Genomic DNA, 14,369 nt, shown 5'->3' with positions numbered 1-14,369 from the left:
CCCTGCGGGGGGGGGGGGCGGGCGGTCACCCCGCCCCGCCCCCCCTATCCCCCCCCTGGGGCCCCCGCCCCCCCCGCCCCCGCCCGGGCGGGGGGGCGGCGGCTGTGTGGAGTAGGACTCACTTGCGCTTGCGGATCTCCTCAGCGGCCTGCGGCACGATCTTGAACAGGTCACCGACCACGCCGAAGTCGGCCAGTTCGAAGATCGGCGCCTCGCCGTCCTTGTTGACCGCGACGATCGTCTTCGAGGTCTGCATGCCGGCCCGGTGCTGGATCGCACCGGAGATGCCCAGCGCGACGTAGAGCTGCGGGGAGACCGTCTTGCCGGTCTGGCCCACCTGGAACTGGTGCGGGTAGAAGCCGGAGTCGACCGCGGCCCGGGAGGCGCCGACGGCACCGCCGAGCAGGTCGGCCAGCTCCTCGACCAGCTTGAAGTTGTCCGCGTTGCCGACACCGCGACCACCGGAGACGACCACGCCGGCCTCGGTCAGCTCGGGGCGGGAACCCTTCTGCTCGGCCACCCGGTCGACGACCTTGGCCAGCTTGTCGCTGTCGGTGACCGCGACGGTGAGCTGCTCGACCGCGGCGCCGGCCGCGGCCGGCGTCGGGTTCACCGAGTTCGGCCGGACGGTGACCAGCGGCAGCCCTCGGGTGACCTTGGACTTCACGATGGTCGACCCGGCGAAGGCCACCTGGGTGGCGGTGCCGTCGGCGGCCAGGCCCACCACGTCGGTCAGGATGCCGTTGTCCAGCTTGACCGCCAGCCGGGCGGCGATCTCCTTGCCCTCCTGCGAGGAGGCGAGCAGCACGGCGGCCGGCTGCACCCGCTTGACCAGCTCGGCGACCACGGTGGCCTTCGGCGCCACCAGGTAGCCGTCGATCTCGTCACCCTCGGCCGCGTAGATCTTCTCCGCGCCGTACTCGCCCAGTTTGCCGGCGAGAGCCTCGGCGGCACCGGTGCCGCCGAGCACCACCGCCGACGGGGTGCCCAGCTCACGGGCGAGGGTGAGCATCTCCAGGGTGACCTTCTTGACGCCGAACTCCGCGGTGGCTTCGACGACGACGAGAACCTCAGACATGTCCCACACCCCTCACACGAACTTCTCGGTGGCGAGGAACTCGACGAGCTGCGTGCCGCCGGAGCCCTCGTCGGTGACCTTGACGCCACCCGAACGCGGCGGGCGCTTGCTGTGCTCCACCACGGCGCTTGTCGCCCCGTCGAAGCCGACCTCGTTCGCGGCCACGCCCAGGTCGGCCAGGGCGAGCGTCTGCACCGGCTTCTTCTTGGCGGCCATGATGCCCTTGAACGACGGGTACCGGGGCTCGTTGATGGTGTCCCACACGGAGACGATGGCCGGGGTCGAGGCGGTGACCACCTCGTAGCCCTCCTCGGTCTGCCGCTCCACGGTGAGCGTGGCCCCGTCGACGGTGAGCTTGCGCGCACCGGTCAGCGCCGCGATCCCCAACCGCTCGGCGAGCATGTGCGGCATCACCTGCACCCGCCCGTCGGTCGACTCCGAGCCGCAGAGCACCAGGTCGGCGTTGAGCTGCCCCAGCGCGGCGGCGAGCACCTTCGAGGTGGCGACGGCGCAGGAGCCGTGCAGGGCGTCGTCCACCACGTGCACCGCCTTGTCCGGGCCCATCGACAGCGCCTTGCGGATCGACTCGGTCGCCCGGTCCGGACCCATGGTCAGGATGGTCACCTCGCCGCCGTGCGTCTCCTTGATCTTCAACGCCTCCTCGATGGCGTACTCGTCCATCTCGTTTATGACGTTGTTCGCCGAACCGCGGTCGACAGTGTTGTCGTCAGTACGCAGGTTGCGGTCCGCGCCCGAATCGGGCACCTGCTTGACGAGTACGACGATGTTCATCGCGCTTCGACGACCCTCCTGCTGTGGTTATGTGATCTTTTCGCCCCAGATCTGGGCGCAGCCTCGCGCGTGCGGTGCCGTCCGGTCAACCATGGGCTGTTGTGCGGTTGCCCACGGCGCCATGTTACCTGTCAGTAGCATCAGCGCCCAGCACGCCCCTGATCCGTTCGATGACCTCGGCCTCGGCTGGGCTGATCCCATCATGGGCGCGGGCCGTACGATCGGCCGCCGCCAGCACCACCGCGCGGTAGACCGGCACGTCCTGCGGCACCTTCTCGGTCAGGATCTCGATCCCGCGACGCAGCGCCGGCAGCACCACCGACTCCACCTCGAGCGCCGAGTCACGCGGCAGTTTCGGCAGCGGCCCGCTGGTCAACGCCTCCTTCACCACCCCGCTGGCGCCGGCCATCGCCCCGGAGGCGGCGAAGCTCTCCCGGAACAGCGCGAGCACCCCCGGGTCGGCGTTCGAGACCATGAGCACCGCGCCGAAGGCACCCGTCTTCAGGGTCATCTTCTCGTCGTCCGTCAGCCGCTGGCTCATGATCACGGAGTGTAGACGTAGGGCGTGGTGGTGGTGACCGCGACGAGCCCGAGTCGCTCCAGCACCGGACGACTCTCGTCCGACGCGTCGACCTGCACCAACGTGCGGCCCCGCGCGCCGGCCAGTCGGGCCCGGTAGGTGACCAGCGCGCGGTAGATGCCCTGACGCCGCCAGCGCGGCAGCGTCGAGCCGCCCCAGAGCGTCGCGAACGTGCTCTCGACCGGATACCGCACCCACCCGGCGCTCACCATCGTCTCGTCCGCCTCGGCCACCACGACCGTGACCGACTGCGGATCGGCGGCGATCTCCCGTTCCAGCCCGTCGGCCAGGTCGGACAGGTCACGCCCCCACACCTGCGACTTCAGCTCCGCGATCCGGTCCAGCTCCGCGCGCCCGGTCACCTCCCGCAGGCGTACGCCCTCGGGCACCACCGGCAGCGCGGAGGCCAGCGGGGCGACCGGGCCGACCACGACGGTCTCCTGATCTTCCGGCACGAACCCGGCGGCGCGCAGCCGCCGCGGCAGGTCGGCCGGCTCGTCGTGGCCGTGCAGCTTCCACTCGACCGGCTCACCCCGCTCGCGGAACACCGCCACCTGCCGGGCGATCAGCTCGTCGAGATCGGCGCCGGCCAACCCACCGAGGTCGCGATAGGTCACCAGGCCCCGCTGGTCCAGGCCGCGCACCCGGAACACCGGACCGTCCGACTCCACCGTCACGCCGTCGGGCACCGGGTCGGGCAGGCCCGGCCGCAACTGCGTGTCGTACGCCGCCCGCAGCGTGCTCGCGTCAAGATCCGTCATGCTCCCAACCTATTCCCGCCGGGAATCGGATAATCACCCTCGTGTGGCAGATGATCAGGAACTGGTTCGATCCGCAGGAGTTGCGTTCGGTGGGAACCACCCCCGACTACCGCTTCTCGCTGGCCAACGAGCGCACCTTCCTGGCCTGGCTGCGTACCGGGCTGGCGCTGATCGCCGGCGGGCTGGCCGCCGCGCAGTTCCTGCCGACCCTGTCCCTGGTCCACCTGCGCGAGGCGATCGCCGTGGCGCTGCTGCTGCTCGGCGGGGTGGTCGCGATCCGGGCCGTCGACCACTGGGCCCGCACCGAGCGGGCCATCCGGCTCGGCGAGGAGCTGCCCGCGTCCCGCTTCCCGGCCGTCCTCGCGCTGACCGTCGGCCTCGGTGCGCTGTCCCTGGTGGTGGCGGTGCTGGCCGGCGCGATACGCGGATGAGCGCCGTCCGCGACCCGGGCCTGCAACCCGAACGCACCCGGCTCGCCTGGCGGCGCACCCTGCTGGCGCTGACCGTGGTGACGCTGCTGACCGTCCGGCTCGCGCTCACCGGCGGCCCGGGCGGGGCCGCGCTGGCGGCGCTGGCGATCCTCGGCTGGGGAGCGACCGTCACGCTGTGTCGGCACCGGGCCACCGGCAGCGGCGTGCCCCGTACCGGCGGTCGGCTTCTCGCCCTGGTAGGACTGGTCGCCGCCGGATTCGCACTCCTCGGAGCGTTGCTGGTGCTGCGCGGGCTGTGACCGCTGTGCGCGGTAGGTAATGATGGTTACATGGCCCGGCTGTACATCCTCCTCTTCCTGGTGCAGATCGTCCTCGCCGTCTGCGCCCTGATCAGCTGCCTCTCCGCCGAGGAGGACGGCATCCGCCACCTCCCCCGGATCGCCTGGCTGCTGATCATCCTGTTCTTCCCGCTGGTCGGCTCGATCGCCTGGTTCGTCGCCGGCCGGGAGCGCAGGCCCGCCGGCGGGTCGACGTCCTGGGCGTCGGGGGCACGCCCGGCCGAGCGTCGTCGGCCGGTCGCACCGGACGACGACCCGGAGTTCCTCCGCTCCATCGAGGAGCGCTCCCGCCGGGAGGATCAGGAACTCTTCCGCCGTTGGGAGGAGGACCTGCGCAAACGCGAGGACGACCTGCGCCGGCGGGAGGGTGAGCCACCGCGCGAGGAACCCCGCCCCGAGGTGTAGCCGCCGGGGCGGGATCCCGCGGTTTCAGGCCAGGTTCGAGGAGCGGGGGTACGCGTCGGCCGGATCGGTGAGCACGTTGACCAGGTACGGCACCCCGGCGTCGAAGGCCCGTTGCAGGGCCGGACCGAGTTCGGCGGCCTTGGCGACCGTTTCGCCCGCCCCGCCGAGCGCGCCGACCACCTGGTCGTAGCGCAGCTCCGGTTGCAGGTCGGCGGCCACGTCGTAGCCGTACATGGCCCGCATCGGGTGCTTCTCCAGACCCCAGATGCCGTTGTTGCCGACCACGATTACCACCGGCAACTTTTGCCGGGCCAGGGACTCCACGTCCATCAGCGAGAAACCGGCGGCGCCGTCGCCCATCAGCACGCAGACCTGCCGGTCCGGGTGGGTGACCCGGGCACCCATCGCGTACCCCATGCCGGTGCCGAGGCAGCCGTACGGGCCGGGGTCGAGCCAGGTGCCGGGCTGGGCCGGCTCCAGGTACCGCCCCGCGTACGAGACGAAGTCGCCGCCGTCGCCGATGGTGACCGCGTCGCGGGCGAGCACCTTGCGCAGCTCGCCGTAGATCCGGGCCGGGCGGATCGGGTCGGTCTCGGCCGCCATCTCCTCGGCGTCGCGGGCCTTCGCCGCGTCCTCGGCGGTCCGCAGCTGCGCGACCCAGTCGTCGTGGTCGACCCGGTCGCCGGCGTGCTCGGCCAGGGCGGCGAGGATGCCGCGCAGGTCACCGGCGGGGGCGGCGGCGGGTTGGACGTGACCGGCGCGCTGGCTGGGCGCGTCGACGATGTGCACCACCTGGGCCTCGCCGAAGTCGCCGAAGGAGAGCCGGAAGTCCAACGGGGTGCCGATCACCACGACCACGTCGGCGTTGGACAGGGCCACCCGCCGGGCCTTGGCGAAGGCCAGCGGGTGCTCCGGTGGCAGGGCGCCGCGGCCCATGCCGTTGGTGAACACCGGCACGGTGAGCGCCTCGGCCGCCGCCCGCAACTCGTCGACCGCCTCACCGGTCCAGACGTCCGAGCCGGCGATGATCACCGGACGGGCCGCGCCGGCGATCAGCGCGGCGGCGCGGGCCACCTCGTCGGGGTCGGCTTCGAGCGGGCTGAGCTGAGGGCCGGCCGGCAGCTCGGCGTCGCCGACCGAGAAGACCGCCTCCAGCGGGAAGTCGAGGAACACCGGCCCCCGGTGCGGGGTGAGTGCGGTGGTCAGCGCGGCGGCCACCGCCCGCGGGATGTCGTCGGCGCTGAACACCGTCTCGGCGTGCTTGGTGACCGGGGCGACCAGCGGGAGGTGATCCATCTCCTGCAGGCTGCCGGAGCCCCAGCGGAACTGCGGCGCCCGGCCGCCCAGCACGAGCACCGGCGAGGCGTTGAAGAAGGCGCTGGTCAGGCCGGAGATGCCGTTGGTCACGCCAGGGCCGGCGGTGAGTACGGCCAGCCCGGGCCGGCGCTGGAGCTTCGCCACCGCCTCGGCGGCGAAGACGGCGGACTGCTCGTGCCGCACGTCGTAGATCGGGAAGTCGGTCTTGTGCGCGGCATCGTAGAGCGGGAACACGTGTCCGCCGGAGAGGGTGAACATCTCCCGCACCCCGTACGCGCGCAGCGCCGCGAGAGCGAGCTCCCCGCCGTGGCCTTCGATCCGCTCCGTCATTCCCACTCCTTCTCGTCGCCTGACCGGAGTCACACGCTACTGGCCGGTAGGGAGAATGTGAACCATTCTCGGCACGCTCAGCGTCCGGTGAAGTCCGGCTTCCGCTTCGCCACGAAGGCCGCCATCCCCTCGCGTCGGTCGTCGGTGGCGAACAGCGCCGCGAAGAGCTGGCTCTCCCAGGCCAGGCCCGAGTGCAGATCCATGTCCAGACCACCGTCGACGGCCAGCTTGGCCGCCCGCAGCGCCTGCACCGGACCGGTGAGGTACGGCCGCACCATCGCCACCGCGGTGTCGTACACCTCGGCCGCCGGGGCGATCCGGTCGGCCAGGCCGATCCGCAGCGCCTCCGGCGCGTCCACCATCCGCCCCGACATGATCAGATCCTTGGCCCGGGCCGGCCCGACCAGCCGAGCCAGCCGCTGGGTGCCCCCCGCGCCGGGGATGATGCCCAGTTTGATCTCGGGCTGGCCGAGCTTGGCGTCCTCGGCGACCACCCGCCAGTCGCAGGCCAGCGCCAGTTCGCAGCCGCCGCCGAGGGCGTAGCCGGTGATCGCGGCGACGACGGGCTTGGGGATCCGGGCGATCGCGCCGAGCGCGCTCGACAGGTCGGCGGCCCGCGCGGCCATGTCCACGTAGGACATGTCCGCCATCTCCTTGATGTCCGCACCGGCGGCGAAGACCTTCTCGCCGCCGTACACGATGACCGCGCGGACGTCGTGGTCGGCGGTGGCCGCGGTCGCGGCGGCGCGCAACTCCTCCTGCACCTGGGTGTTGAGGGCGTTCATCGGCGGCCGCTCCAGCCGGATGGTGCCGATGCCGTCCCGGGTCTCCAGCCGCACGAACTCGCCCACGCTGAGCCTCACTTCCTCGTCGAAGTCGCGTGCCAACCTTACGACCCGGCTCGTTGGGGTAAGTAGTCTGGTGCCAGCCCCGTCGGTCGGGAGTCGCACGATGAACCCTCGTCACCCTGAGCCCCGCACTGGTCGTGCCGCGACGCCGTCGCCACACCCCGGCCGGGCGCACGGGCCGGGTGAGCGGCGCGCCGTGGTCACCTACTACGACGACCGGGCGGTCCGGGTCACCTCAACCGCGGTCACCGTCGAGGGCCGGGTCTACCCACTGGCCGAGATCAGCGAGATCTGGCACCACCACGGCACCCGCTCCTGGCGGGTGCTGGCCGGTCGGGGCGCCATCGGCGCCGCACTCGTCGCCCCGCTGGTGGCCGCCGCCGCCGGAGTCGCGCTGGCCATCCGGCTGGACCGGTCGGCAACCGTCACGATCGCCATCGTCGGGGCGTCCGTGCTGGTCGGGCTGGCGGTCGGGCCGGTCGCCGACTTCCTCTTCGAACACCTCGACCGTTCCTACGCCCGGGGCAGCCGGCAGCGGGAGGTCTGGATCCGCTGGCGAGGCCGCCCGGTGCAACTGCTGCGCACCCCGGACGCGCTGCGCTTCGGGCAGATCTACCGGGCCGTGCAACGGGCCATGGAGGTCGGTCGACCGATACCACCTCATCGACGCTGAGCACCCACCCGACTACGAAAGGTTGCCCGGTGGTGCTTAGGCTTAGTGATGGCCCTCTATTACCGGGACGACGCGGTGCAGGTGACCTCCGAGACGATCCGGGCCGGTGGACATGTCATCCCGATCGCCGAGGTCACCTACGTCTGGCACGCGAAGGGGCGCACCACCCTCGCCGTGCGCGGTCGGGTTCTCGGCCGGAGCGTGCTGGTTCTGCTGCTGTCCCTGCCGCCGCTGGTGGGGCTGATCTGTGTGCTGTCACTGGCCTGGTCCGCCCAGGACCGCGGCGAGTGGCTGCCGGCGCTGATCGTGCTCGCCGCGTGCGTCATCGTGCCGCTCGCGTTCGTCCCGTTCCTGGAGATACCGCTCGGTTGGTTGGACCGCTCGTACGAGCGCGGTAACCGGGTGCTGGAACTGTGGGTGCAGTACCGGCGGCAGGAGGTCATGGTGCTGCGCACGCCGGACGCGCTGCGGTTCGGCCAGATCTACCGGGCGGTGCAACGCGCCGTCGAGCAGCAGAGCGGAGGTTGACCCCGTCGTCGGGCGGTCCTGGCCCGTCCGACGCACACTTGAACGCATGGCACTCCCCCTTCCCCGGCCGACCGCGGTTCTCGGTCTCACCCGTTCCGCCCTCGACCAGGCCGCGTCCTTCGCCGCCATCCCGGCCCGCGCGTTCGCGGTACTCGACGAGGTGGAGGCGCTGCTGGCCCGGATCAACGGCGTGGTGGACCGGGTCGAGCGGACCCTGGACCGGACCGACCAGATGGTCACCGACGCCGAGGTGGCGGTCCGTGAGGTCGCGGTGATCAGCGCCGCCGCCACCGCCGCCGTGGACAACGCCACCGAGGTCGCCGCGGCGGCGGCCGTGGTGGTGGAGTCGGCAGGTTCGGTGGCCGGGCGGGCCGCCGAGACCGTGGGTACGGCGGCGGAGGCCGCCGCCACCGCCGCCGAACTGCTGAAGGCGTACGAGCCGGCGCTGCGCCGCGCGGCCCCGATGGCCACCCACTTCGTCGAGCAGCTCAGCCACGAGGAGGTGACCGCGGCGGTCCGGCTGGTCGACGAGTTGCCGAAGCTGCGGCAGCACCTGACCGCCGACGTCCTGCCGATCCTGGCCACCCTGGACCGGGTCGGCCCGGACCTGCACGACCTGCTCGACGTCACCCGGGACCTCAAGCTCGCGGTGGCGGGCATCCCCGGCCTGTCGATGCTGCGCCGGCGGGGCGAGAAGCTCAACGACGACGCCGGCTGAGCGCGAGGAGTGAGCCGGGTTTGCGAGCCCCGCAGTCGCGAGCGGAGACGGTCTGCCCCCCCGGCCCGCGCTCCCCTCGGCGGGTCGGGAGTCCGTCCGACCGGCCGGCGGTCAGCAGTCGCAGGCGGCCGTGGTCCGCGGGGCGGTCAGGTCGTCCACCGGCCGGTGGGTGAGCCCGGTGGCGGTCGCCACGGGCAGGCCCTCCCGCACCCAGTACTCGTAGCCACCGCGCATCTCCTTGACCCGGTAGCCGAGCCGGGCGAACTCCAGCGCCGCCCGGGTGGCGCCGTCGCAGCCGGGGCCCCAGCAGTAGGTGACCACGTACGCGTCGGGCGGCACCGCCTCGGCGGCCCGCTCGGCGATCAGGTCGGTGGGCAGGTGCACGGCGCCGGGCAGGTGGCCCTGCGCCCAGGCCGCGTCGCCGCGCGAGTCGACCACGACCAGGCCGGGCAGCTCCGCGGTCAGGTCGTGGTGCACGTCGGCCACGTCGGTCTCGAAGCGCAGCCGGGCGAGGAAGTGGGCGGCGGCGGTGGACGGATCGGCGGCCGGTACGGCGAAGGTTCGGGTCATGTGATCGATCGTCGACCGGTGCCGACCGCCGGGCGAGTGGCGGTCACGCCGTCCTCCGCTAACATCCGGCCATGACGCCGGTCGACCGCAGTGTTGCTGTGCTCGCGTACCCCGGGATGTCGGGTTTCGAGACCGGGATCGTCACGGAGGTCTTCGGGCTGCCCCGGCCGGAACTCGACGTGCCCTGGTACGACCTGCGACTGTGTGCCGAGCGACCGGGTCCCGTACCGCTGCTCGGCGGTGCCAACCTGCACAGCCCGTACGGCCTCGACGTGCTGGCCGCCGCCGCGACCGTCGTCGTCGCCGGCGTACCCGACGTGCACGGGACACCGTCGCCGGAGCTCGTCGCGGCCCTGCGCCGGGCGCACCGGGCCGGCGCGCGGCTGCTGTCCATCTGTTCGGGCGCCTTCGCGCTGGCCGGTGCCGGCCTGCTCGACGGTCGACGGGCCGCCACCCACTGGCGGTACGCGGACCTGCTGGCCCGCCGGTACCCGAGGGTCACGGTCGACCCCGACGTGCTCTACCTCGACGACGGGGACATCCTCACCAGTGCCGGCAGCGCCGCCGGCCTCGACCTGTGCGTGCACGTGGTACGACGCGACCACGGCTCGGTCGTGGCCAACGCGGTGGCCCGACGGCTGGTGATCCCGCCGCACCGCGACGGCGGACAGGCGCAGTTCGTCGAGGCACCGGTCGCCGTGGAACCGGACGACGACCGGATCGCCGGCAGCATCGACTGGGCCCTGGCCCACCTGGCGGAGCCGCTCACGGTGGCCCGGCTGGCCCGGCAGGCCCACATGTCGACCCGCACCTACCTGCGGCATTTCGCGAGAGCCACCGGCACCAGCCCCATCCGGTGGCTGGTCGAGCAACGGATCCGGGCCAGCCTGGCGCTGCTGGAAACCACCGACGCGCCGGTCGGGCACATCGCGACGGCCGTCGGCTTCGACGCCCCGGTGACCTACCGTCACCACTTCACCCGGGCGATGCGGACCTCACCGTCGGCGTACCGTCGCGCGTTCCGTACCAGCGTCGACCCGGCGCAGTCGCGCCGGCCCGGGCGGCCGAGCCTGACCGAGCGGCGCTGACCCGGTCAGGGCGTGGGCACGTACAGCTGGTCGATCTCGACCCGGTGCGGCAGTGAGACGCTGGCGCCGAGCCGCCGTACGCAGGCGGCACCGGCGGCCGAGGCCCAGCGCACCGCGTCCACCAGGTCGCGTCCCTCGCCCCAGGCCACGGCGAGCGCACCGGTGAAGGCGTCACCGGCGGCCGTCGAGTCGATCGTGTCCACCGGCACCGCCGGCACGTGTACCGCAGCGCCGTCCCGGTCGCCGTACCAGGCACCCTGGGCGCCGAGGGTCAGCACCGCCCGGGGCACCAGGTCGAGCAGCGCCCGCGGTTCCTCCCGTCCCCGCCCGGTGTACGCCTGCGCCTCGTTCTCGTTGACGACCAGCAGGTCCACGGCGGCGAGCAGCTCCGGCGGCAGTGGCACGGCCGGCGCCGCGTTGAGCACCACCCGGGTTCCGGCGGCGCGGGCCGCCACCGCCGCCTCGGTCACCGTCTCCACCGGGATCTCCAGCTGCGCGACCAGGACGTCGGCGTCGCGTACGGCGGCGAGTTCGGTCTCGGTCAGCTCGATGAGCGACGAGTTCGCCCCCGGGGTCACCAGGATCGCGTTCTCACCCTGGGCATTGACCATGACCAGGGCCACCCCGGACGCGCCGTAGGTGGTGCGCAGCTGGCCGGTGTCGACCCCGGCGGCGGTGATCCGCGCCCGCAGGGTCACGCCGAAGGCGTCCGAGCCGATCGCGCCGAGAAAGACGCTGGCCGCACCGGCTCTCGCGGCGGCGATGGCCTGGTTGGCCCCTTTGCCGCCGGGCACGGTGACGAAGTCGGTGCCGAGCCTGGTCTCCCCCGGGCGGGGCAACGCCTCGGCGGTGGCGACCAGGTCCATGTTGGCGCTGCCCACCACCACGACACGGGTCTGCGGCACGGACACCTCCCGGATGTCGCGGGGCGTCGCCTCAGGCGGCGCGGGCGGTGTAACGGTCGCCGTGGCGCTCGACGAGCAGCGGCAGCCCGAAGGTCTTGGTGAGGTTGTCGGCGGTGAGGGTGTCGGCCAGCATGCCCTGCGCCATCACGGCCCCGTCGCGCAGCAGCAGCGCGTGGGTGAAGCCGGGGGGAATCTCCTCGACGTGGTGGGTGACCAGCACCAGTGCCGGAGCGTCCGGATCCTGCGCCAGGTCGGCGAGGCGAGCGACCAGATCCTCCCGGCCACCCAGGTCCAGCCCGGCCGCCGGTTCGTCGAGCAGCAGCAGCTCCGGGTCGGTCATCAGCGCCCGGGCGATCTGCGTCCGCTTGCGCTCCCCCTCCGACAGGGTGCCGTACGCCCGGTCGGCCAGCGCGCTGACGCCCAGTTGGTCAAGCAACGCCCGGGCCCGGGCCTCGTCGGCCGGGTCGTAGTCCTCCCGCCACCGGCCGACCACCGACCAGGCGGCGGTCAGCACCACGTCGACGACCCGCTCGTCGGCCGGCACCCGCTCGGCCAGCGCGGCGGTGGACAGCCCGATCCGGGTACGCAGCTCCGTGAGGTCGGTGCGACCGATCCGCTCGCCCAGCACGTGCGCGGTACCGGTGGTCGGATGCAGTCGTCCGGCGGCGATGTTGAGCAGGGTGGTCTTGCCGGCGCCGTTCGGCCCGAGCACCACCCAGCGTTCGTCCAGCTCCACCCGCCAGTCGACGTCGTGCAGCAGGGCGGTGCCGGACCGGCGTACGGCGACGCCGTCGAGGCTGACCACCAGATCCGCGTCCACGGGCGAGGGGGCGGGTGCGGCGCCGGCGGCGCCAGGGATCAGGTCACCAGTCACCAGCCCATCCAACCACGCACGCCCGTGGTGCCCCCACGGGCCGGCGTCGTCGCCATAGGGTGAGGCGCCGTGTCGTTGCTCACCCCACCCGGAGGGCCGCCAATGACCAGTGGGGTCATCGAGATCGAAGGTCTCCGCAAGACCTTCCACAGCCTGCGTCGGGGGCGACGGGTCGCGGTCGACGGGTTCGACCTGCTGGTCGAGGCCGGCCAGGTGCACGGCTTCCTCGGGCCCAACGGATCGGGAAAGACGACCACCCTGCGCGCGCTGCTCGGGCTGGTACGCGCCGACGACGGGCGGATGCGGGTGCTCGGTGCCACCGCGCCCGAGCAGTTGCCCCAGGTCGCCGGCCGGGTCGGTGCGATCGTGGAGAGCCCGCAGTTCTACGGCAACTTCACCGGGTACCGGACGCTGCGGCTGCTCGCCCTCGCCGGCGGCGTACCGGTCAGCCGGGTGGACGAGGTGCTGGAGCAGGTCGGCCTGGCCGACCGGGGTGACGAGCGGGTGAAGGGCTACTCGCTGGGCATGAAGCAGCGGCTGGCGGTGGCGTCGGCGCTGCTCAAGCGACCCGAGCTGCTGATACTCGACGAGCCCGCGAACGGGCTCGACCCGGCGGGCATCCGGGAGATGCGCGACCTCGTCCGGGCCCTGGCGGCCAACGGCGTCACGGTGCTGGTGTCCAGCCACATCCTGGCCGAGATCCAGCTGATCTGCGACCACGTGACGATCATCTCGGGGGGTCGGCGGGTGACGGCCGGCCCGGTCACCGAGGTGCTCGCCGGCTTCGACCACAACGAGCACCTGGTCCGCGTCGACGACCTGGCCCGGGCCGAGGAGCTGCTGCTCGCCGCCGGGCTGACCGTCACCGGCCACGCCGACCACCTGGTGGTCAGCGGGGTGCCGGACCCGACCGAGGTGAGCCGGACGCTGGGCGAGCAGGGGGTCTGGGTACGCGAGCTGACGCCGCTGCGGCCGGATCTGGAGAGCGTCTTCCTGGAGCTGACCGGCGCACCGGCACATCCGGGTGTGCCCCGGCAGGTGGACGGTTCGACACCGACGGGCGGTCCGGCCGCCGACCAGGAGATCGACCTCGGGATGCGGGGAGTGGACGCGTGAACCTGATCCGTGCCGAGGTGGAGCGGCTCGGCGCCCGCCGCTTCGTACAGCTGATGATCGTGCTGCTGATGCTGGCGTTCGGGGTGACCGCGGCGACCACGCTGGCCGGGTCGCACCAGCCCTCCGCTGTCGAGCTGGCCGAGGCGCAGCGGCAGGCCGCCGCCAACCTGCGCGGCCTGGAGCTGGAGCACGAGCGGTGCCTGGCCCGGGATCGGGGCGAGCCGTTCCGCGGCGACGAGGGTTTCTACCTGCCGGAGGACTGCTCCGAACTGGACCCGGCGCTGCGGGACCGGTTGCCGGTGGCCGCCGACTACCTGGCCGGGGTGTTCACCTTCACCCGGCAGGCCGAGCCGCTGCTCTACTTCCTGGTGGCGTACCTGGTGCTCTTCGGGTTCCTGGTCGGTGCCTCGTACATCGGCGCCGACCTGAACTCCGGCGGAGTGGTCAACCTGCTGCTGTGGCGACCGCGCCGGCTCACCGTGCTCGGCGCCAAGCTCGGCACGCTGCTCGGGGCGGTGCTGACGGTGTCGGTGCTCGCCTCACTCGCCTATCTCGTCACCTTCTGGGTCATCGCGCAGGTGGCCGGCTATCCCGGGCCGACCAACGCAACGTTCTGGGCCGATCTGGGGGCGATCTGGGGGCGCGGGTTGACGCTTGTGCTGCTCGCGGCGGCGACCGGCTTCGCCATCGCGACGATGGGACGGCACACGGCGGCGGCGCTCGGCGCGGTGGCCGCCTACCTGGTGGTGTGGGAGCTGGGTGGGCGGATCGTGCTGCAGATCCTCGAGGTGGCCCGACCCGACCAGCTCATGCTCGCCAGCTACGTCGGCGCGTGGCTGGCCGGCGAGGTCAGATTCTGGGACAGCAACGCCTGCCGGACCGTCGTTGACAGCTTCTGCGACGGCAGCTACACCCTGACCTGGCAGCCGGCGCTGGCGGTGCTGCTGCTGCTCACCGCCGGCCTCAGCGCCTCGGCCTTCGCCATCTTCCGCCGCCGCGACCTGATCTGACCCCCGC

The 14,369-nt window shown here is 72.7% G+C and carries 18 protein-coding genes; 9 read left to right on the top strand and 9 right to left on the bottom strand.

The genetic code is table 11. The features are described 5' to 3' along the window. Nucleotides 1-118: 118 nt before the first annotated feature. The 4 genes from V5O40_RS17550 to V5O40_RS17535 form a co-directional block, all read right to left on the bottom strand. On the bottom strand, nucleotides 119-1,078 hold the full coding sequence (locus V5O40_RS17550; RefSeq protein WP_332906454.1) for an electron transfer flavoprotein subunit alpha/FixB family protein: 960 nt from the start codon (nucleotides 1,076-1,078) through the stop codon (nucleotides 119-121). A gap of 12 nt (nucleotides 1,079-1,090) precedes the next feature. Then, nucleotides 1,091-1,870 (bottom strand): electron transfer flavoprotein subunit beta/FixA family protein, encoded by a 780-nt coding sequence (locus V5O40_RS17545; protein WP_332906453.1) that lies wholly within the window; start codon nucleotides 1,868-1,870, stop codon nucleotides 1,091-1,093. Between the two features lie 124 nt (nucleotides 1,871-1,994). Next, on the bottom strand, nucleotides 1,995-2,411 hold the full coding sequence (locus tag V5O40_RS17540; protein ID WP_269739487.1) for a hypothetical protein: 417 nt from the start codon (nucleotides 2,409-2,411) through the stop codon (nucleotides 1,995-1,997). A gap of 2 nt (nucleotides 2,412-2,413) precedes the next feature. After that, complete coding sequence (locus V5O40_RS17535) at nucleotides 2,414-3,211, bottom strand: GNAT family N-acetyltransferase (protein ID WP_332906452.1); 798 nt, start codon at nucleotides 3,209-3,211, stop codon at nucleotides 2,414-2,416. 41 nt (nucleotides 3,212-3,252) lie between these two features. Between V5O40_RS17535 and V5O40_RS17530 the strand changes: the two genes are divergently transcribed. From V5O40_RS17530 to V5O40_RS17520, 3 genes are read left to right on the top strand one after another with little or no spacing between them, the layout of a single operon-like run. Further along, nucleotides 3,253-3,642, top strand: a complete 390-nt coding sequence (locus V5O40_RS17530; RefSeq protein WP_164445801.1) for a YidH family protein — start codon at nucleotides 3,253-3,255, stop codon at nucleotides 3,640-3,642. Continuing rightward, nucleotides 3,639-3,941 carry a DUF202 domain-containing protein gene (locus tag V5O40_RS17525; RefSeq protein WP_332906451.1) on the top strand — a complete coding sequence of 101 codons (303 nt, stop codon included), beginning with the start codon at nucleotides 3,639-3,641 and terminating at the stop codon, nucleotides 3,939-3,941. The genes V5O40_RS17530 and V5O40_RS17525 overlap by 4 nt, the downstream gene beginning before the upstream one ends. A gap of 30 nt (nucleotides 3,942-3,971) precedes the next feature. Continuing rightward, nucleotides 3,972-4,385: a PLD nuclease N-terminal domain-containing protein gene (locus tag V5O40_RS17520; protein ID WP_332906450.1), complete on the top strand. Its 414-nt coding sequence runs from the start codon at nucleotides 3,972-3,974 to the stop codon at nucleotides 4,383-4,385. Nucleotides 4,386-4,409: 24 nt separating this feature from the next. On the opposite strand, the gene V5O40_RS17515 is transcribed toward V5O40_RS17520, so the two are convergent. Beyond that, nucleotides 4,410-6,032 carry an acetolactate synthase gene (locus V5O40_RS17515; protein WP_332906449.1) on the bottom strand — a complete coding sequence of 541 codons (1,623 nt, stop codon included), beginning with the start codon at nucleotides 6,030-6,032 and terminating at the stop codon, nucleotides 4,410-4,412. A 77-nt stretch (nucleotides 6,033-6,109) separates the two neighbouring features. Continuing rightward, complete coding sequence (locus tag V5O40_RS17510; RefSeq protein WP_332906448.1) at nucleotides 6,110-6,883, bottom strand: enoyl-CoA hydratase-related protein; 774 nt, start codon at nucleotides 6,881-6,883, stop codon at nucleotides 6,110-6,112. Between the two features lie 193 nt (nucleotides 6,884-7,076). On the opposite strand from V5O40_RS17510, the gene V5O40_RS17505 reads away from it, so the two are divergent. The 3 genes from V5O40_RS17505 to V5O40_RS17495 are packed head-to-tail and all read left to right on the top strand — an operon-like array spanning nucleotide 7,077 to nucleotide 8,799. After that, complete coding sequence (locus tag V5O40_RS17505; RefSeq protein WP_332906457.1) at nucleotides 7,077-7,553, top strand: DUF6232 family protein; 477 nt, start codon at nucleotides 7,077-7,079, stop codon at nucleotides 7,551-7,553. 48 nt (nucleotides 7,554-7,601) lie between these two features. Further along, nucleotides 7,602-8,081, top strand: coding sequence for a DUF6232 family protein (locus tag V5O40_RS17500; protein WP_332906447.1), 480 nt, complete (start codon nucleotides 7,602-7,604; stop codon nucleotides 8,079-8,081). A 46-nt stretch (nucleotides 8,082-8,127) separates the two neighbouring features. Then, nucleotides 8,128-8,799, top strand: a complete 672-nt coding sequence (locus tag V5O40_RS17495) for a hypothetical protein (protein WP_269739494.1) — start codon at nucleotides 8,128-8,130, stop codon at nucleotides 8,797-8,799. A 111-nt stretch (nucleotides 8,800-8,910) separates the two neighbouring features. On the opposite strand, the gene V5O40_RS17490 is transcribed toward V5O40_RS17495, so the two are convergent. Further along, complete coding sequence (locus V5O40_RS17490) at nucleotides 8,911-9,369, bottom strand: rhodanese-like domain-containing protein (RefSeq protein ID WP_332906446.1); 459 nt, start codon at nucleotides 9,367-9,369, stop codon at nucleotides 8,911-8,913. A 71-nt stretch (nucleotides 9,370-9,440) separates the two neighbouring features. Here V5O40_RS17490 and V5O40_RS17485 point away from each other — a divergent pair, with 71 nt between their 5' ends. Then, on the top strand, nucleotides 9,441-10,457 hold the full coding sequence (locus V5O40_RS17485) for a helix-turn-helix domain-containing protein (RefSeq protein ID WP_332906445.1): 1,017 nt from the start codon (nucleotides 9,441-9,443) through the stop codon (nucleotides 10,455-10,457). 5 nt (nucleotides 10,458-10,462) lie between these two features. Here the strand turns inward: V5O40_RS17485 and V5O40_RS17480 are convergent, their stop codons facing one another. Both V5O40_RS17480 and V5O40_RS17475 read right to left on the bottom strand, forming a co-directional pair. After that, nucleotides 10,463-11,362 carry a ribokinase gene (locus V5O40_RS17480; protein WP_332906444.1) on the bottom strand — a complete coding sequence of 300 codons (900 nt, stop codon included), beginning with the start codon at nucleotides 11,360-11,362 and terminating at the stop codon, nucleotides 10,463-10,465. A 31-nt stretch (nucleotides 11,363-11,393) separates the two neighbouring features. Further along, nucleotides 11,394-12,236 (bottom strand): ABC transporter ATP-binding protein, encoded by an 843-nt coding sequence (locus tag V5O40_RS17475; protein ID WP_332906443.1) that lies wholly within the window; start codon nucleotides 12,234-12,236, stop codon nucleotides 11,394-11,396. Between the two features lie 102 nt (nucleotides 12,237-12,338). On the opposite strand from V5O40_RS17475, the gene V5O40_RS17470 reads away from it, so the two are divergent. Both V5O40_RS17470 and V5O40_RS17465 read left to right on the top strand, forming a co-directional pair. Beyond that, nucleotides 12,339-13,352, top strand: a complete 1,014-nt coding sequence (locus V5O40_RS17470; protein ID WP_332906442.1) for an ABC transporter ATP-binding protein — start codon at nucleotides 12,339-12,341, stop codon at nucleotides 13,350-13,352. After that, entirely contained in the window at nucleotides 13,349-14,362 is a 1,014-nt protein-coding gene (locus tag V5O40_RS17465; protein ID WP_332906441.1) for an ABC transporter permease, read from the top strand. The genes V5O40_RS17470 and V5O40_RS17465 overlap by 4 nt, the downstream gene beginning before the upstream one ends. Nucleotides 14,363-14,369 lie beyond the last annotated feature (7 nt).

The organism is Micromonospora palythoicola, assembly GCF_036689795.1.
Taxonomy (GTDB): Bacteria; Actinomycetota; Actinomycetes; order Mycobacteriales; family Micromonosporaceae; genus Micromonospora; species Micromonospora palythoicola.
The sequence above is the reverse complement of the archived record's forward strand: the minus strand, read 5'-3'. Positions and strand labels throughout refer to the sequence as shown.

What these genes read in the sequence shown, in the direction of transcription:
- V5O40_RS17485 (WP_332906445.1), top strand. Translation starts at nt 9,441, where the DNA reads ATGACGCCGGTCGACCGCAGTGTTGCTGTGCTCGCGTACCCCGGGATG.
- V5O40_RS17490 (WP_332906446.1), bottom strand. Translation starts at nt 9,369, where the DNA reads ATGACCCGAACCTTCGCCGTACCGGCCGCCGATCCGTCCACCGCCGCC.
- V5O40_RS17515 (WP_332906449.1), bottom strand. Translation starts at nt 6,032, where the DNA reads ATGACGGAGCGGATCGAAGGCCACGGCGGGGAGCTCGCTCTCGCGGCG.
- V5O40_RS17495 (WP_269739494.1), top strand. Translation starts at nt 8,128, where the DNA reads ATGGCACTCCCCCTTCCCCGGCCGACCGCGGTTCTCGGTCTCACCCGT.
- V5O40_RS17535 (WP_332906452.1), bottom strand. Translation starts at nt 3,211, where the DNA reads ATGACGGATCTTGACGCGAGCACGCTGCGGGCGGCGTACGACACGCAG.
- V5O40_RS17500 (WP_332906447.1), top strand. Translation starts at nt 7,602, where the DNA reads ATGGCCCTCTATTACCGGGACGACGCGGTGCAGGTGACCTCCGAGACG.
- V5O40_RS17550 (WP_332906454.1), bottom strand. Translation starts at nt 1,078, where the DNA reads ATGTCTGAGGTTCTCGTCGTCGTCGAAGCCACCGCGGAGTTCGGCGTC.
- V5O40_RS17525 (WP_332906451.1), top strand. Translation starts at nt 3,639, where the DNA reads ATGAGCGCCGTCCGCGACCCGGGCCTGCAACCCGAACGCACCCGGCTC.
- V5O40_RS17470 (WP_332906442.1), top strand. Translation starts at nt 12,339, where the DNA reads ATGACCAGTGGGGTCATCGAGATCGAAGGTCTCCGCAAGACCTTCCAC.
- V5O40_RS17540 (WP_269739487.1), bottom strand. Translation starts at nt 2,411, where the DNA reads ATGAGCCAGCGGCTGACGGACGACGAGAAGATGACCCTGAAGACGGGT.
- V5O40_RS17545 (WP_332906453.1), bottom strand. Translation starts at nt 1,870, where the DNA reads ATGAACATCGTCGTACTCGTCAAGCAGGTGCCCGATTCGGGCGCGGAC.
- V5O40_RS17520 (WP_332906450.1), top strand. Translation starts at nt 3,972, where the DNA reads ATGGCCCGGCTGTACATCCTCCTCTTCCTGGTGCAGATCGTCCTCGCC.